The following is a 15042-nucleotide window of genomic DNA, read 5'->3' on the forward strand; positions in this document are numbered from 1 at the left end:
ATATCCATTTGGCAGCTTTTTTAAAAAAATGATCCATGTTAATTAGTCAGGTTTCAGAATATGTTACCCTTCCCTTTATTGGAAATCAGGCGTATTTCCTATGTTTTTAGGTTGTTTTTGCTAGATCTGATTTTTTATTAAAAAAGTTATTGACATCAAAAATAAATTTATGATATTATAGTTTATTTGATTAAAAAACCAACCTGTGATAACATTAAGAATGTTAGCATTTATGGAGGTGGATTTTATGTTTGAAATTGGCGATAACATTATTTATCCAATGCACGGTGCAGGTAGAATTGAAGCAATAGAGGAAAGAGAATATTCTGGGGAAAAGCAAGAATATTATGTGATAAAAATGTCAATTAGTAATATGCAGGTTATGATTCCAACACGCAAAATAATGAGTTCCAATATACGGCCTGTTACTGATATACTTGCATTAAAAAACATCATGCACATTTTTCAAAATGGTGATTCAGGTAGTGTACTACCGTGGAAACAAAGGTTTAAAACAAACACGGAAAAAATAAAAACGGGTGAAATAAAAGAAGGTGCTGAAGTTGTACGCGATTTAATGCGTATGAAAAAAGAAAAAGCGCTGAATTCAAGTGAAAAGAAAATGTTGGATAATGCTTATGAATTTTTAATTAGTGAACTGCACTTAATTAAAGGAATCACCGAAAAACAAATAGAAAGTTTCCGTGTATCAAAAATAGTATGATTAAAAGCAAATCATTTCAAAAGTATCCTTTTTCTTCAACTTACTTTAGAACATTAATCCTCTCCTTGTGATTTCCACCATCTCTAATCCTTTTTAAAAACTCACTAAAATAGCCAATTGACTAAAATAGCACTCTTTTTTAAGGGCGCTGAAATAGCAATCATACAATTAGAAAAGGTATAACCCCTCATTATCTGAGGGAGTTATACCTTTTTTGCCGTAAATAATAATTTCAAACGGATGGGTTTCACTCCTTTCTATTCTTTGGCACGCTTCTTGCATAGGTATTGGATGTGTGAGTGGATCGGACTCACTGCCACAAAAATAGTTGGGGGTGTGTAAAAGGTGAATAAGGTTATTTCTAAAGAGGAAGCTGCGTCTTTATTTCGGGACGGGATGACAGTAATGGCGGGCGGTTTTATGGGTGTCGGAACGCCTCAGGACCTTGTTGAGGTAATGCTTGAAAAAAACATTAAGAATATCACGCTAATTGCTAATGACACCGCTTTTATTGAAACGGGAGTTGGACCTCTTATTGTTAACCATCATGTAAAAAAGGTAATTGCCTCACATATCGGGACGAATCCGGAAACAGGAAGACAAATGATTGCAGGAGAAATGGAAGTTGAACTCGTTCCTCAGGGGACTCTGGCCGAACGCGTCAGGGCAGGCGGTTCAGGGCTTGGCGGGGTGCTGACTCCTACAGGAATTGGTACAGTGGTCGAGGATGGGAAACAGAAAATCACCGTTGACGGGCGCGAATTTTTGCTTGAAAAGCCTCTCCGGGCAGAAGTGGCGATCCTTAAGGCGTATAAGGCTGACAAGGCAGGCAATCTTGTTTATCACCGTTCTGCCCGTAACTTCAACCCGTTAATGGCGCTTGCTGCCGACGTTGTAATCGCCCAGGTTGAAAAGGTCGTTGAAGTCGGGGAAATCGACCCGGATGAAGTTATGACCCCGGGAATCCTCGTTGATAAAATTTTGGTTCAAGGGGGCTGTAAATAATGACGATTACACTTGTAAGCCCGAAACAGCTGATTGCTGCACGTGTTGCAAAGGAATTGAGTGACGGAGATGTTGTGAACCTGGGAATTGGGCTGCCAACAATGGTCCCGAATTATTTGCCTGAAAACGTGAACGTCATTCTCCAATCAGAAAACGGATATGTCGGGTTGAAGCCTCTTGAAGGTGAGATTGATCCTGACCTAGTAAATGCTGGCGGCCAGCCCGCGGGAATCATTCCAGGAGGAGCATTCTTTGACAGCTTGTTTTCCTTCGAACTGATCCGCGGTGGGCATGTTGACGTAACGGTACTTGGGGGCCTTGAGGTTGATGAAAAAGGAAACCTCGCCAATTGGATGGTTCCCGGCAAAATGGTCCCGGGCATGGGCGGTGCGATGGATCTGGTAACCGGAGCGAAAAAGGTTATCGTTGCAATGGAGCACTGCGCAAAAAGCGGGTCATCTAAAATTCTGAAGGAATGCCGCCTACCCCTTACTGGCAAAGGTGTCGTCGATATGGTTGTCACCGAGCTTGCCGTGTTCCGTGTAACTGCGAAAGGGCTGGTTCTTGAGGAACTCCAGGTGGGTGCCACATTGGAAATGGTTCGCGATAAAACGGAGGCTTCGTTTACCGTTAACCCAGCCATCTATTAAATTTTGAAAAATGCTAGCATCACTAAAAGATTAATTGGTTTGGAGATTCTAAAAAGGGGGAAGCAAAATGCGTGATGTTGTAATTGTTAGTGCAGTCCGGACAGCAATTGGTAGTTTCATGGGAGCGTTAAGCAATACGCCGGCTACCGAGCTCGGGGCAATTGTTATAAGAGAGGCATTGAAACGGGCAAAAATCCCAGGAGAACAGGTTGATGAGGTGATTATGGGCAATGTCCTTCAGGCGGGGCTTGGACAGGGACCCGCCCGCCAGGCCGCACTCAAGGCGGGGCTGCCAATCGAAATCCCATCAATGGCAATAAATAAGCTGTGCGGCTCGGGGCTGAAGGCCGTCCATCTTGCCGTCCAGGCAATCCAGACAGGAGACGCGGAGATTGTTGTCGCTGGGGGAATGGAAAATATGAGTATGGCCCCGTATCTTTTGCCAAATGGCCGGAACGGTTACCGGATGGGCGATGGCAAGGTGCTGGACAGCATGATGAAGGACGGCTTGGAGTGTGCGATTAACAGCTGCCACATGGGAATAACGGCTGAAAACCTGGCTGAAAAATATAGCCTTACACGCGAAGAACAGGATGAATTCTCCGCTTGGAGCCAGCAAAAGTCGGAATCGGCAATTAAAGAAGGGAAGTTCAGAGATGAAATCGTCGTTGTGGAAATTCCGCAGCGGAAAAGCGAGCCAATTCGTTTTGAGACAGATGAATTTCCCCGACCCGGGGTCACCGCGGATAAACTTGCAAAGCTGAAGCCTGCTTTCAAAAAAGAAGGCACCGTTACTGCAGCCAATTCTTCAGGGATTAATGATGGGGCCGCGGCTTTGGTGTTAATGAGCAGGGAAAAGGCAGCTGAAATGGGCATTGAAGCAATGGCCGTCATCAAGGCAAACGGGACAGCAGGAGTCGACCCGGCAATCATGGGTATAGGACCGGTACCCGCGGTAAGGAAAGCATTAGGAAAAGCTGGCCTAAAGATGGCGGATATTGATCTTGTCGAAGCAAATGAGGCGTTTGCCGCACAGGCTTTAAGTGTCGGAAGGGAACTGGATATCCCGGAAGAAAAATTGAACGTAAATGGCGGCGCAATTGCATTGGGCCACCCGATTGGAGCAAGCGGGGCACGTGTCCTTGTTACTCTTCTGCATGAAATGAAACGAAGGGGGTCCCGTTACGGATTGGCTGCGCTTTGCATTGGAGGCGGACAGGGAATCGCCACAATCGTAGAAATGGAACCAAAATAACTTTTTTGAAAAAACTGAAGATTCCGGAATTACGGAATAATCGGCTTCGGTTTTCCGGAATTCCGGAATCTTTAAAAGAATAATAGTAAATTTCCAGGGGATTATTTATTGTTAAAACGGGAATAAACTTAGTGTTTATTCAAAATTATTAAACAATTCATTCTTGGCATGAAACTTGCATTCTAATTAGAATGTAAGCCTCGTTTTGTAAACGCTTACTTAAGGGGATGGAATGGGGCTAACAAAATAAAGGGGGATTTATATGGAATTATTCAGTATTCTTTTGGCGCTGGGCCTATTGATGTTTGTGGCCTATCGTGGTTTTTCGGTTATCCTTTTTGCACCAATTTGCGCACTTTTGGCTGTTGTCCTGATTGACCCAAGCCATGTGCTGCCATTCTTTTCAGGGGTATTCATGGAAAAGATGGTTGGATTCATTAAATCTTATTTTCCTGTCTTTTTACTGGGTGCAATTTTCGGTAAGGTGGTTGAAATGTCCGGAATTGCAGAATCAATTGCCAAGACGATTGTTGGCTGGCTTGGCGCCAAGCGGGCAATTTTAACAATTGTATTGCTCGGCGCGATTCTTACTTACAGCGGAGTAAGCCTGTTCGTTGCTGTTTTCGCTATTTATCCATTTGCTGCCCAAATGTTCAGGCAGTCGAACATTCCTAAACGGCTTATTCCCGGCACAATCGCACTGGGGGCATTTACGTTTACGATGGATGCGTTGCCGGGCACACCGCAAATTCAGAACGTTATCCCGACCCCATTCTTTAAGACGAACATTTATGCCGCTCCAACCCTTGGGATCATAGGTGCGATTTTCGTCTTTGCAATGGGGATGCTCTACCTGGAGTGGAGGAGGAGGAAGGCCGCAGACGCGGGTGAAGGATACTTCGGCTTTGATTCGGAAAATGCTGCGGCGCTGGAACAGGCTGAAGCGGAGAAGAATGTTGCAGTTCCTAATATGTCACTTGAGCAATCAAGAGCTAAGCAATTATTGGCATTTGTTCCACTTATCCTCGTTGGCGTTACGAACAAGCTGTTTATCACACTTATTCCAAAATGGTATCCAGAAGGCTTTGATTTTGCGAAAATTGGGCTGAATGCCTTTACAGTCGATGTTTCAGCAGTAATGGCCATCTGGGCAGTTGAAATGGCGCTCGTAGTCGGAATCATCACTACGCTTGCTTATAACTGGAAGCGGGTAACGATTAATTTCAAGGAAGGCCTGAACCTTAGCATTGCTGGCGCGCTTCTTGCCACAATGAATACAGGTGCCGAATATGGATTCGGCGGAGTCATCGCCTCTCTTCCGGGTTTTGCGAAAATAAGCGATGGAATTTCCAACACATTTACGAACCCGCTTGTAAACGGAGCGGTGACAACCACAACCCTTGCAGGGATTACTGGTTCTGCTTCCGGCGGTATGGGAATTGCTCTTAGTGCGATGGCTGATAAATACAATGCAGCAATCGCCTCTGCGAATATCCCGCCCGAAGTCATGCACCGTGTCGTTTCGATGGCATCGGGAGGAATGGATACGCTCCCGCATAACGGGGCGGTCATCACCTTGCTGGCTGTTACCGGATTGACCCATAAACAGTCCTACCGTGACATTTTTGCTGTAACAATCATCAAGACAGTTGCTGTATTCGTCATCATTGGCATCTACTCACTGTTTGGCTGGGTTTAAAAAAAGAGACTGTTAATCCAATAGGGAGGTTAATGCATGAAACAGTTGGAAGGAAAAACAGCGTTTATTACCGGTTCAGCTAGCGGGATTGGGCTTGAGATCGCTAGGACGTTTGCTAATGAAGGAGCAAACGTTATCATCTCGGATTTAAACCGGGAGAAATGCGACCAGGTTGCAGAAACATTGCGGGGTGAAGGGTTTGAAGCTTTTTCAGCCCCTTGTGACGTAACAAATGAAGAAGCCTATAAAAATGCCCTTGGGCTGGCGGGAGAGAAATTCGGGAAAATTGATATCCTGATTAACAATGCCGGCCTTCAGTATGTTTCCCCGATTGAGGATTTCCCGACGGAAAAATTCGAACTGCTTGTAAAAGTCATGCTGACTGCACCGTTTATCGGCATTAAGAATGTTTTCCCAATGATGAAAAAGCAGGGCTTCGGCCGCATTATCAATATGGCCTCGATTAATGGGGTCATTGGGTTTGCCGGAAAGGCTGCCTACAATAGCGCCAAGCACGGCGTGATCGGCCTGACAAAGGTGGCTGCCCTCGAAGGTGCTGCTGATGGAATTACTGTCAACGCCCTCTGCCCGGGCTATGTCGACACCCCGCTTGTCAGAGGCCAGCTTGGCGATCTTGCCAAGACGAGAAATGTACCTTTAGAAAGCGTTTTGGAAGAGGTTATTTATCCGCTTGTTCCGCAAAAAAGGCTTTTGTCGGTTACGGAGATTGCCGATTATGCAGTCTTTTTGGCCAGTGATAAAGGCAAGGGGATTACCGGCCAGGCTGTTATCCTCGATGGGGGCTATACCGTACAATAAGGCTGCCGGTTTATTTTATAATGAAGAAGGAAAGTCCCGCCCTATCCCACCGGCGGGACTTTTCTTTTAAAATAGTCTGAAAGCTTCGCACATTATCTGGAATTAGTTGATATAATTATCTTTAATAGTCTGACAAAGGTGGGAGAATGGTGAACGTGCGAATCGATGATATCCCCATGAACTGGCTCGAAGAAATCTTGAACCTATCGGCCGAGCGGATTGTTGTCACCGACCGGGACGGGGTCATCATTTATATCAACGAAGCTTATTGTGAATTTCTTGGAACCACAATGGATAAGGCAATGAGAAGGCCTGTCCAGGAGGTAATTGAAAATACGAGGATGCATATTGTATCCCGGACCGGCCAAGCTGAAATTGCCGCTGTCCACCATATTAATGGGAGTGAAATGATTGCCAACAGATTCCCCCTGATTGTTTCCGGAGAATTGGTCGGGGCTGTTGGAACAGTCATGTTCAAAAATCCGGAGGAACTCCATTCCTACAAGAGCAAAATCCAGAATCTCGTGGACGAGCTGAAATACTACAAAACAAGAGCAGAGAAAGAGTTGACGAGCAAATATGCCTTTCCGGACCTGATTGGGACGAGCCACGATTTCATGGAAGCAAAAACGCTTGCCGAGAGGATATCGGGAAGCAAATCGGCTGTCTTGCTGCTGGGTGAGTCCGGAACAGGAAAGGAATTGTTTGCCCATTCCATTCATGCCAATAGTATTCGGGCCCCATATCCATTTGTGCCAATTAATTGCGCCTCCATTCCGGAACATCTGCTCGAATCCGAATTATTCGGGTATGAGGACGGAGCGTTTACAGGAGCGAAAAAAGGAGGCAAGAAGGGGCACTTCCAGGTTGCCAATAGGGGAACCATCTTCCTTGATGAAATAGGCGACATGCCACTTGCCATGCAAAGCAAACTCCTCCGTGTATTGCAGGAAAAGGAAATCCAGTCCGTTGGCGGGCAAAAATCAGTCCCGGTTGATGTACGGATTATTACGGCTACCAATCGTGACCTTGAAAAGATGGTAGCTGAGGGGAAATTCCGCCAGGACCTTTATTACCGGCTGAATGTCATAAAAATCGAAATCCCGCCGCTCCGGAAAAGGAAAGACGACATTGAGCAGATTGCCCTGAACCTTGTGGAAAAACTTGAAAAGAGATTCCAGAAGAAGTCCGTGCAGCTGTCCACTGAAGTGATCCGCCTGCTGGAGCAGCATTCCTGGCCGGGGAATATACGGGAGCTTGAAAATGTCCTTGAACGCTGCATCAATGTACTGGATGGAAGTGTAATTAAAACAAATCACCTCCCGTTATATTTACGGGATCAGGAGGCATTGCCATTTACCCCAGCTTCTCAAACTGAAAATGCTGGCGAAACAAAGGTAAAGCCTTTAAAGGAAACAATAGCGGAAGCCGAAAAGCAGGCAATCCTTGCAGCCCTCGAAGCAGCCGACGGAAACCGCCAGGAAGCAGCCAAACTCCTCGACATCGGCAAAACAAGCTTTTACGAAAAATGCAGGATCTACTCAATTAAATAAAGGTACCGGGCATGCCGTTTTTTGGCGCCTGGTACCTTTATTTATCCCGCCTAATCATTAGTTATTTACTATCAACTCGGAAATTGGTTTTCCTTCAACAAAGTCGGGAATGTCAATTTTCAATAATTTATACAATGTAGGAGCAATGTCCAAAGTACTGATTTTTGATTCAATCCTTCCCTTGGTAATTCCTTTCCCGGCTGCCAAAAAGACAGGGATTAACTCCTTACGGGAAGGGTCGCCTCCGTGGTTGCCAAGGTCATTAACCGTCATTACTTTGTTGCCATCGTCCTGCGCCATATAGTAGCCTTTTTGGGCAACTAAAAGAACATCCCCTGCGTTTTCATGGCTATTGAGAATCGGGATGACTTTTTCATATGGTGCCACTTTTTGTTTTGATGGAGAGAGCAGTGCAGTATTTTTTATTGCCATTACCGAGCTGAAAAAGTCATCCTTAATCGCGGCATTGTTGTTTGATAAGTTGGAGGATACAAAGGATAAATAATTCTTGAGTTTGATTTTCTTTTTTTCAACTTGTACATTTTCAAAAATCACAGCGATTCTCTTTTGGAGTGAGCGATAATCCTCTTGTTCGACAATCCCCTTTTTTTCCCGCCCTTTTAAGTTAATATAAACATGCGCGATTGCCCCGCTGGCAACGGAGAACGCTTTTGATTTTTCGTAATCAATCTCCCCGTTTTCATCCTTCACCAATAACCCTTCCTTTTCCAATTCCTCATTTGGCGAGAGTCGAGAATGGACTGGCTCCATCCCGTGATCAGACACAAGATAAATGCGGTCATTTTTATTTAACTTTTGAAGGACCTGGCCCAACATTTTATCAGACAAGCGGTATGACCAGCGAATATAGTTCATATATCGTTCCGACTTTTCCTTTGAATAGCCAGGCTGCCTTGGGTCAACGAGGAGGTAGTTGTGAGATTCATGGTCGACTTGTGGATAATAAAAGAACATGATGTCCGGCTTGTAACGTTCTTTAATATACAATGATACATCTGTTGTCCACTGTCCGAAGCGCGTACTAATCTCCTCATATTCCTTCCGGGTAATCCATTTGTTGGCCAATGCTTCATCGTCGTCCTGGACAGGGAAGTAGCCGAACTTCCTGTTGATGTCATCTTTAAAATCTCCGGGGCCTTCGATTTCTGCTGATGTCACTGCCGTACGATACAATTTGGCATCGGAGAGGTCTGGCTTATTTGCTTTTATTTTAAAAGAAAAGCCTGCCAAGTCTTTGTCTTTTGTCATGAATGAGAGAGAGCTCCATTCATTCGCATGAACAGTCGATGCATCTTTCATATCCGGATTCAATGAAACCTGAAGGGTATCGTAATTTCCTTTCTGGCCTTTTGTGGATGTGGAAGCAACTATATAGATAGTACGTGTATCGTTTTTGCTTAATTTCAATGGAAAACTGGCCTTTTTATTCGACTTCTTGGATTGGGTCTTTTGAAAATCAAGGTCTACTAAATCGCTTTTAGCCAAAGTCTCTCCGTAATAAATTGCGTAATCTGCGTGATTTCTGAATTTTGGATTTGAACCCGGGAAGAGGATCGTCGCAGTGGTCTTTCCTTTTTTACGAGCCACAGACCATACGGCTTCGGAATCAAGCGGGGAGAAAAAGGCGCTGTCGCGGTTCGTCAGTTTTTTGTGTGGTTTATGGATTTCGTTGCTGACCATGCCAGATTCACTTGGCTTCGTTCCTGTTGCAATAGCAGCATGGGAGGCTGACGTTAAGGAAGGAAAAATAGTTTGTATATTTTCTGCATACATCCCTTTATCAGATACATCTTTAAAATTCGGCATGATTCCCTGCTTCATATATTCTTCTAAAAAGTCCTGGCGCATGCCATCAAACGAAATTACTACTTCAGTAGATTTGCTGTTTCCGCTCCCAAAAGCATGGGATGGAAAGCTTGTCATTAATAAAACAGAAATACAAATAACCCATTTTCTCATATCATTCACACCTTATTTCTATCTAGCTGTTGTAATGAATATTCCCTTTATGGGCTTTGGTAAAACAATAGATTGGTAAGGGTGAGGATATAATTGACAAGAATGAAAAGTAGTGATTATGTAAATATATGTTAATATTTTGGGGGGAGATTTATGTTGGACTACATTGCCCATATTCGAAGCAGTGACAGAAAAATTCAAACTGTTGGAGAGCATTTAAAAGAAGTGAAAATCCTGGCTGAACAGTTTGGCGAAAAGATTGGGATTAAGCATTTAGCAGGCTTGGCGGGTATGCTCCATGATATGGGGAAATACACAAATGATTTTAGAAATTACATATTAGAAGCTGTAAACAACCCAGACAACCCGCCGAAAAGAGGAAGTGTCGACCACTCAACCGCTGGGGGAAAACTCCTATTCGAACTGTATCACTCCTCAGAAAAACGAGACCCCTATAAATGCATTATTGCCGAAATAGTCGGGAACGCCATTATCTCCCACCACTCGTATCTCCATGACTTTTTAAATCCGAATTTGGAATCACCTTACCTCAACAGAGTCCACCAAAAAGAATTAAACGAATATGAAAATACACGAACCCTTTTTTTTGAAAAAGTAATTACTGAGCCGGATTTTCACAATTATGTTGACAAAGCAGTTGCAGAATTGAAGAACACACTTGCAAAAACCTCATCCGCTCTCGTCGAACAGCAATTAATGTTCCTCACTAAATTTATCTTCAGCATCTTAATCGACGCCGACCGCACTAATACAAGAGAATTTGAAGAGAATGCAGCAGAATATCCACCGGTGGAAACAGCCCCCATCTTTGAAAAATATTATGAACGGCTTATGGAAAAAATCAACTCCTTTAAAATGAGCAATCACTCCGAATCACCTATCAATAAATTAAGAGCCAACATGTCGAACCAGTGTGATGAGTTTGCCGCCAGGCCATCAGGAGTCTATACTTTGTCGATTCCGACCGGCGGTGGCAAGACATTGGCCAGCCTTCGCTATGCACTGAAGCATGCCAAAATCCACGGGAAAAAGCGGGTTGTATTTGTTGTGCCTTATACAACGATTATTGAGCAAAATGCGGAGGAAGTGCGGAAAATCCTTCAGGACGATGCCAACATACTTGAACATCATTCAAATGTAGTTATTGATGACCAGGATAATGATGAGAATCAGGACGGGTTAATAAACATAAATCAAAAGCTTAAGCTTGCAAAGGATAATTGGGATGCTCCCATAATTTTTACAACAATGGTACAGTACCTGAACGTCTTTTTTGCAAAAGGGAGCAGGAATATCAGAAGGCTGCACAACCTTGCTGAGTCTGTAATCATCTTTGATGAAGTGCAAAAAGTTCCTATTCATTGCGTGTCGCTCTTCAATCAGTCATTGAATTTTTTAAAAACAAATAGCAAGGTGAGTATTGTACTTTGCACAGCCACGCAGCCTGCATTAGATTTTGTGGAGCACAAGCTTGAAATAAATGCTGATGGAGAAATTGTTCAAAACCTGAAAGAGGTCGTAAGCGCTTTTGAAAGAACAGAAATTGTGGACAAGGCAACAGGGAATATTTTTGATAGTGAAATGCTTTCAGACTTCGTGATTGATAAGATTCAAGAAATAAACAGTGTGTTAGTTATTTTAAATACTAAGTCTGTTGTTAGAAAACTTTATTCTTTATTAAAAGAGAATAATATGGGAATACCGATTTACCATTTAAGCACTTCAATGTGCGCCTTCCATCGGAATGAGATTTTAAGGAAAGTTAGGAAAAATCTCAAAAACAACAATAAAATAATATGCATTTCGACCCAGCTTATTGAGGCAGGGGTAGACGTGAGTTTCGAGTGTGTAATCCGTTCATTGGCTGGGCTCGACTCGATTGCCCAGGCGGCTGGGAGATGCAACCGCCACGGTGAAAAACCGCTCCAGCAGGTTTATATTATTGACCATAGTGAAGAAAACCTGAAGAATTTGAAAGAAATAAAGGTTGGAAAGCATGCAGCCAGGAAAATCTTTGCCGATTTAAAGAGTGACAAAACTGTTCACGGAGGAAGTGTGCTATCAACGAAAGCGATGGAGAGGTATTTTCAAGAATTTTATACAGATCTTCACTCAAACTTAAATTATTTTATACCTAAGCTTGGTAAAGAAATGATGGAATTACTATCTACAAATAAAAGAGAATACAGTTACCACAAAGCTTTTAAACATGCGACTGGAAATGATTTGCCTCTGTTCCTAGCTAATAGTTATAGAACTGCGGCGGAGCATTTTCAAGTCATCGACCAAATTGCAACAGGGGTAATAGTCCCTTATGGGGAGGGAAGAGAGATTATAACAGAGCTGAATGGAAATGGAACCATAGAGGACCTATCGAAATTGATGAGGAAAGCCCAACAGTATACTATTAACCTTTTTCCATATGAATTGGACCATTTGGATAAAGAAGGCGGACTGGTACCGTATTTAAATGGGAAGGTCCTGGCTCTTAAGGAAGGGTCATACAATGAGGAATTCGGCCTTGATTTGGGGGGTGGCAGCCAATTGACAATAAATATATTTTAATAAAGTTCCATTTCATAAGGGTGATTTTTCATTTTCTACATTTAATTAAGATGGCAATAATTAAAAGTGGGAAATTTCTGATATTTGTTGAATTGGACCTAGGACTAAGCTACCATTAAATTGTAGAAAAAGGGAATTTTTCACAGAGGAGGTGATATCAATGAGAAACTCAATCGAATTTGAGGTGTGGGGCAAGTACGCTTTATTTACAGATCCTCTTACAAAAATGGGAGGAGAAAAACTTACCTATCAAGTGCCTACCTACCAAGCTCTTAAAGGCATTGTCGAATCAATTTATTGGAAACCCACTTTGCTTATGGTGATTGATGAAGTCAGGATTATGAACCCTATTCAAATGGAATCGAAAGGGGTCCGGCCAATTGAATACGGAGGGGGCAATACACTTGCGAATTATACGTATCTGAAGGATGTTCGCTACCGTGTCCGTGCCCATTTTGTTTTTAATCAGCATCGCCCGGATTTGGCTTACGACCGAAACGAAAACAAGCATCATAACATTCTAAGACGCTCGTTGAAAGCAGGGGGACGGAGAGATATCTTCCTAGGGACTAGGGAATGTCAGGGGTATGTAGAACCTTGTGTTTTTGAAGAAGGTAAAGGGTTTTACGACAACTATGATGAAATCCATTTCGGTACGATGCTGCATGGTATCAATTATCCCGATGAAACCGGCCGGAATGTCATGGAATCGCGCTTGTGGAACCCGGTTATGAAAAACGGTGTAATTAAATTCTTAAAGCCCAATGAATGTACGATGGTACGAAAAATTACCGATATGGCTCCCAAGCATTTCGACAGAGATAACATTCTTTCAGCGGAAGACCTGATATTTCAATTAGATGAGGGGGTGAATGGATGAGCTGGCTTTTGAACTTATACAAGACCTATGATTCCAACCTAGATCTCGTAGGTAAACCGGAGAAACGGTATGGGGACAGGGAATTTACATTATTGCCAATTTCCCATACTACGCAAAATGCCCATATCGAGGTAAGGGTCACAGAAGAAGGAGAGTTTCATTCGGCGGAAGTAATTGATAAAACAGATGCCAATACCCTCATTCCTTGCAGCGAAAAATCAGCCAGCCGTGCCGGCATGGTGATTGCCCCGTATCCTCTGCATGACAAATTGAGTTATGTCGCCGGCGATTTAGCGGCCTATCACGAAAAAATTAACAATCGTGCCCAATTTGATGAATATATTAGACTGCTTTGCGAGTGGGCTGATTCTCCATATGGAAACAGTAAGGTGAAGGCTATTTTTACATATTTAAATAGAAGGAACCTTATTGGAGACCTGATTAAAGAGAAAATTTTATATACAGATGCCAATGGAAAGCTTGTAGGGGCTTGGGATAAAAAATATGAATCTCTGTATGGTACAAAACCTCCATTGTTTTCAGTCATTGCAGGTGAAGTTGAAAGCGCTTTCGTTAGGTTTGATGTCTATTGTGCCGAGAAAATACTGACCAAGGTTTGGAAGGATCCTGGAATGTATGACTCCTTTTGCGAGTATTATAGCAAATCGCTTGCAGGGGAAGACCTTTGTTTTGTTACCGGAAAAATGCTTCCGGGCACGGAAAGGCATGGAAATAAAATACGGAACGCTGCCGATAAAGCAAAGCTCATCTCAGCCAATGATTCCTCCGGGTTTACTTACCGAGGTCGATTTAATAAAAGTTCCGAGGCAGCAGGAATCAGTTATGAAGTATCCCAAAAGGCACACAATGCATTGAAATGGCTTATAAACCGGCAGGGAAAAACGATTGACCAAAGGGTTTTCCTTGTTTGGGGAAACGATGAACCTGAACTTCCAGATCCAACCGAGGATACCTTTGACATACTCTCGCTATTTTCGGAAGAAAGCGGACCTCAGAAAAGAGAATCGTATACCCATCAGGAATTTGCCCGGGAAGTGGCTAAGGCGATTGATGGATTCAAGGGTAAATTGGCGGCTCGTTCCGATGTCAATATTATGATTCTCGATTCCGCCACAACTGGCCGGCTTGCAGTTCTCTATTACCGGTGCATGGATAAGGAGGATTATTTGGACAGGCTTGCGGAATGGCACACAAAAGGTGCTTGGCTCCATCGCTATCGCAAGAACGCAAATGATAAAACTTCTAATTTTTTCGGATCCCCTTCATTAAAAGATCTAGCATTTGCTGCTTACGGACCGAGGGCCGGAGATAAAATCGTTAAAGGCCTGATGGAGCGGGTTCTTCCTTGTATTATTGATGGGAGAAAAGTCCCGGAAGATATTGTGAGAAGTTCGTTTAACCGCGCGGGCAACCCGGTTTCGATGGAACGGTGGGAATGGGAGAAAACACTGAGTATTGCCTGCTCGCTAATCAATAAGAGGGAGGAAATGGATGTGGCATTAGATAAAGGGAATACCGATCGGAATTATTTATTTGGCCGGCTGCTTGCCATTGCGGACGTACTTGAAAGAAACGCTTTAGGTCCTAACGAATCGAGAGCAACCAACGCTATCCGGTATATGAATTCCTTTTCGAAGAATCCCGAAAGGACCTGGGCGACAATCCAGGCAAGTTTGCAGCCCTATCAGGCCCGTTTGGGAACGAAGGTCAGATATTATAACAGTTTAATAGATGAAGTGGCTTCAAAATTCAGTAACGAAGATTTTAATAATAAACCCCTAACAGGGAAATATCTATTGGGCTTTTATAGCCAAAGGCATGATTTGTATCAGAAAAAAGAACAATCCGAGCCTGTAGAGGCTTAGGAATA

The 15042-nt window shown here is 43.4% G+C and carries 11 protein-coding genes; 10 read left to right on the forward strand and 1 reads right to left on the reverse strand.

Annotation, left to right across the window (positions count from 1 at the left end; all coding sequences use genetic code 11):
* Positions 1–247 precede the first annotated feature (247 nt).
* The 7 genes from AR337_RS13855 to AR337_RS13885 all read left to right on the forward strand — a co-directional run bounded on the left by AR337_RS13855 (position 248) and on the right by AR337_RS13885 (position 7705).
* Positions 248–724: a CarD family transcriptional regulator gene (locus AR337_RS13855; RefSeq protein WP_059172603.1), complete on the forward strand. Its 477-nt coding sequence runs from the start codon at positions 248–250 to the stop codon at positions 722–724.
* A gap of 345 nt (positions 725–1069) precedes the next feature.
* Positions 1070–1729, forward strand: a complete 660-nt coding sequence (gene atoD, locus AR337_RS13860; protein ID WP_082686982.1) for an acetate CoA-transferase subunit alpha — start codon at positions 1070–1072, stop codon at positions 1727–1729.
* Positions 1729–2379 (forward strand): 3-oxoacid CoA-transferase subunit B, encoded by a 651-nt coding sequence (locus AR337_RS13865; protein WP_059172604.1) that lies wholly within the window; start codon positions 1729–1731, stop codon positions 2377–2379. The genes atoD and AR337_RS13865 overlap by 1 nt, the downstream gene beginning before the upstream one ends.
* Positions 2380–2446: 67 nt before the next feature.
* The gene (locus AR337_RS13870; RefSeq protein ID WP_059172605.1) at positions 2447–3634 is read left to right on the forward strand and encodes an acetyl-CoA C-acetyltransferase; all 1188 of its coding nucleotides are present in this window, start codon (positions 2447–2449) and stop codon (positions 3632–3634) included.
* A 262-nt stretch (positions 3635–3896) separates the two neighbouring features.
* The gene (locus tag AR337_RS13875; protein WP_059172606.1) at positions 3897–5333 is read left to right on the forward strand and encodes a GntP family permease; all 1437 of its coding nucleotides are present in this window, start codon (positions 3897–3899) and stop codon (positions 5331–5333) included.
* A gap of 36 nt (positions 5334–5369) precedes the next feature.
* Positions 5370–6152 carry a 3-hydroxybutyrate dehydrogenase gene (locus AR337_RS13880; protein ID WP_059172607.1) on the forward strand — a complete coding sequence of 261 codons (783 nt, stop codon included), beginning with the start codon at positions 5370–5372 and terminating at the stop codon, positions 6150–6152.
* Between the two features lie 146 nt (positions 6153–6298).
* Positions 6299–7705: a sigma-54-dependent Fis family transcriptional regulator gene (locus tag AR337_RS13885; RefSeq protein WP_156424404.1), complete on the forward strand. Its 1407-nt coding sequence runs from the start codon at positions 6299–6301 to the stop codon at positions 7703–7705.
* Positions 7706–7762: 57 nt separating this feature from the next.
* Here the strand turns inward: AR337_RS13885 and AR337_RS13890 are convergent, their stop codons facing one another.
* On the reverse strand, positions 7763–9685 hold the full coding sequence (locus AR337_RS13890) for an alkaline phosphatase family protein (RefSeq protein WP_059172608.1): 1923 nt from the start codon (positions 9683–9685) through the stop codon (positions 7763–7765).
* A 156-nt stretch (positions 9686–9841) separates the two neighbouring features.
* On the opposite strand from AR337_RS13890, the gene AR337_RS13895 reads away from it, so the two are divergent.
* From AR337_RS13895 to cas8c, 3 genes are all read left to right on the forward strand, one after another.
* Positions 9842–12271: a CRISPR-associated helicase/endonuclease Cas3 gene (locus AR337_RS13895; RefSeq protein ID WP_059172764.1), complete on the forward strand. Its 2430-nt coding sequence runs from the start codon at positions 9842–9844 to the stop codon at positions 12269–12271.
* A 160-nt stretch (positions 12272–12431) separates the two neighbouring features.
* Positions 12432–13151: a type I-C CRISPR-associated protein Cas5c gene (gene cas5c / locus AR337_RS13900; protein ID WP_059172609.1), complete on the forward strand. Its 720-nt coding sequence runs from the start codon at positions 12432–12434 to the stop codon at positions 13149–13151.
* Complete coding sequence (gene cas8c / locus AR337_RS13905; protein WP_059172610.1) at positions 13148–15037, forward strand: type I-C CRISPR-associated protein Cas8c/Csd1; 1890 nt, start codon at positions 13148–13150, stop codon at positions 15035–15037. The genes cas5c and cas8c overlap by 4 nt, the downstream gene beginning before the upstream one ends.
* Positions 15038–15042: the final 5 nt, after the last annotated feature.

It is taken from the genome of Bacillus sp. FJAT-27445 (assembly GCF_001510665.1).
Classification (GTDB): Bacteria; Bacillota; Bacilli; order Bacillales; family Cytobacillaceae; genus Bacillus_D.

What these genes read in the sequence shown, in the direction of transcription:
- AR337_RS13880 (WP_059172607.1), top strand. Translation starts at nt 5,370, where the DNA reads ATGAAACAGTTGGAAGGAAAAACAGCGTTTATTACCGGTTCAGCTAGC.
- cas5c (WP_059172609.1), top strand. Translation starts at nt 12,432, where the DNA reads ATGAGAAACTCAATCGAATTTGAGGTGTGGGGCAAGTACGCTTTATTT.
- AR337_RS13870 (WP_059172605.1), top strand. Translation starts at nt 2,447, where the DNA reads ATGCGTGATGTTGTAATTGTTAGTGCAGTCCGGACAGCAATTGGTAGT.
- AR337_RS13855 (WP_059172603.1), top strand. Translation starts at nt 248, where the DNA reads ATGTTTGAAATTGGCGATAACATTATTTATCCAATGCACGGTGCAGGT.
- AR337_RS13865 (WP_059172604.1), top strand. Translation starts at nt 1,729, where the DNA reads ATGACGATTACACTTGTAAGCCCGAAACAGCTGATTGCTGCACGTGTT.
- cas8c (WP_059172610.1), top strand. Translation starts at nt 13,148, where the DNA reads ATGAGCTGGCTTTTGAACTTATACAAGACCTATGATTCCAACCTAGAT.
- AR337_RS13890 (WP_059172608.1), bottom strand. Translation starts at nt 9,685, where the DNA reads ATGAGAAAATGGGTTATTTGTATTTCTGTTTTATTAATGACAAGCTTT.
- AR337_RS13875 (WP_059172606.1), top strand. Translation starts at nt 3,897, where the DNA reads ATGGAATTATTCAGTATTCTTTTGGCGCTGGGCCTATTGATGTTTGTG.
- AR337_RS13885 (WP_156424404.1), top strand. Translation starts at nt 6,299, where the DNA reads ATGGTGAACGTGCGAATCGATGATATCCCCATGAACTGGCTCGAAGAA.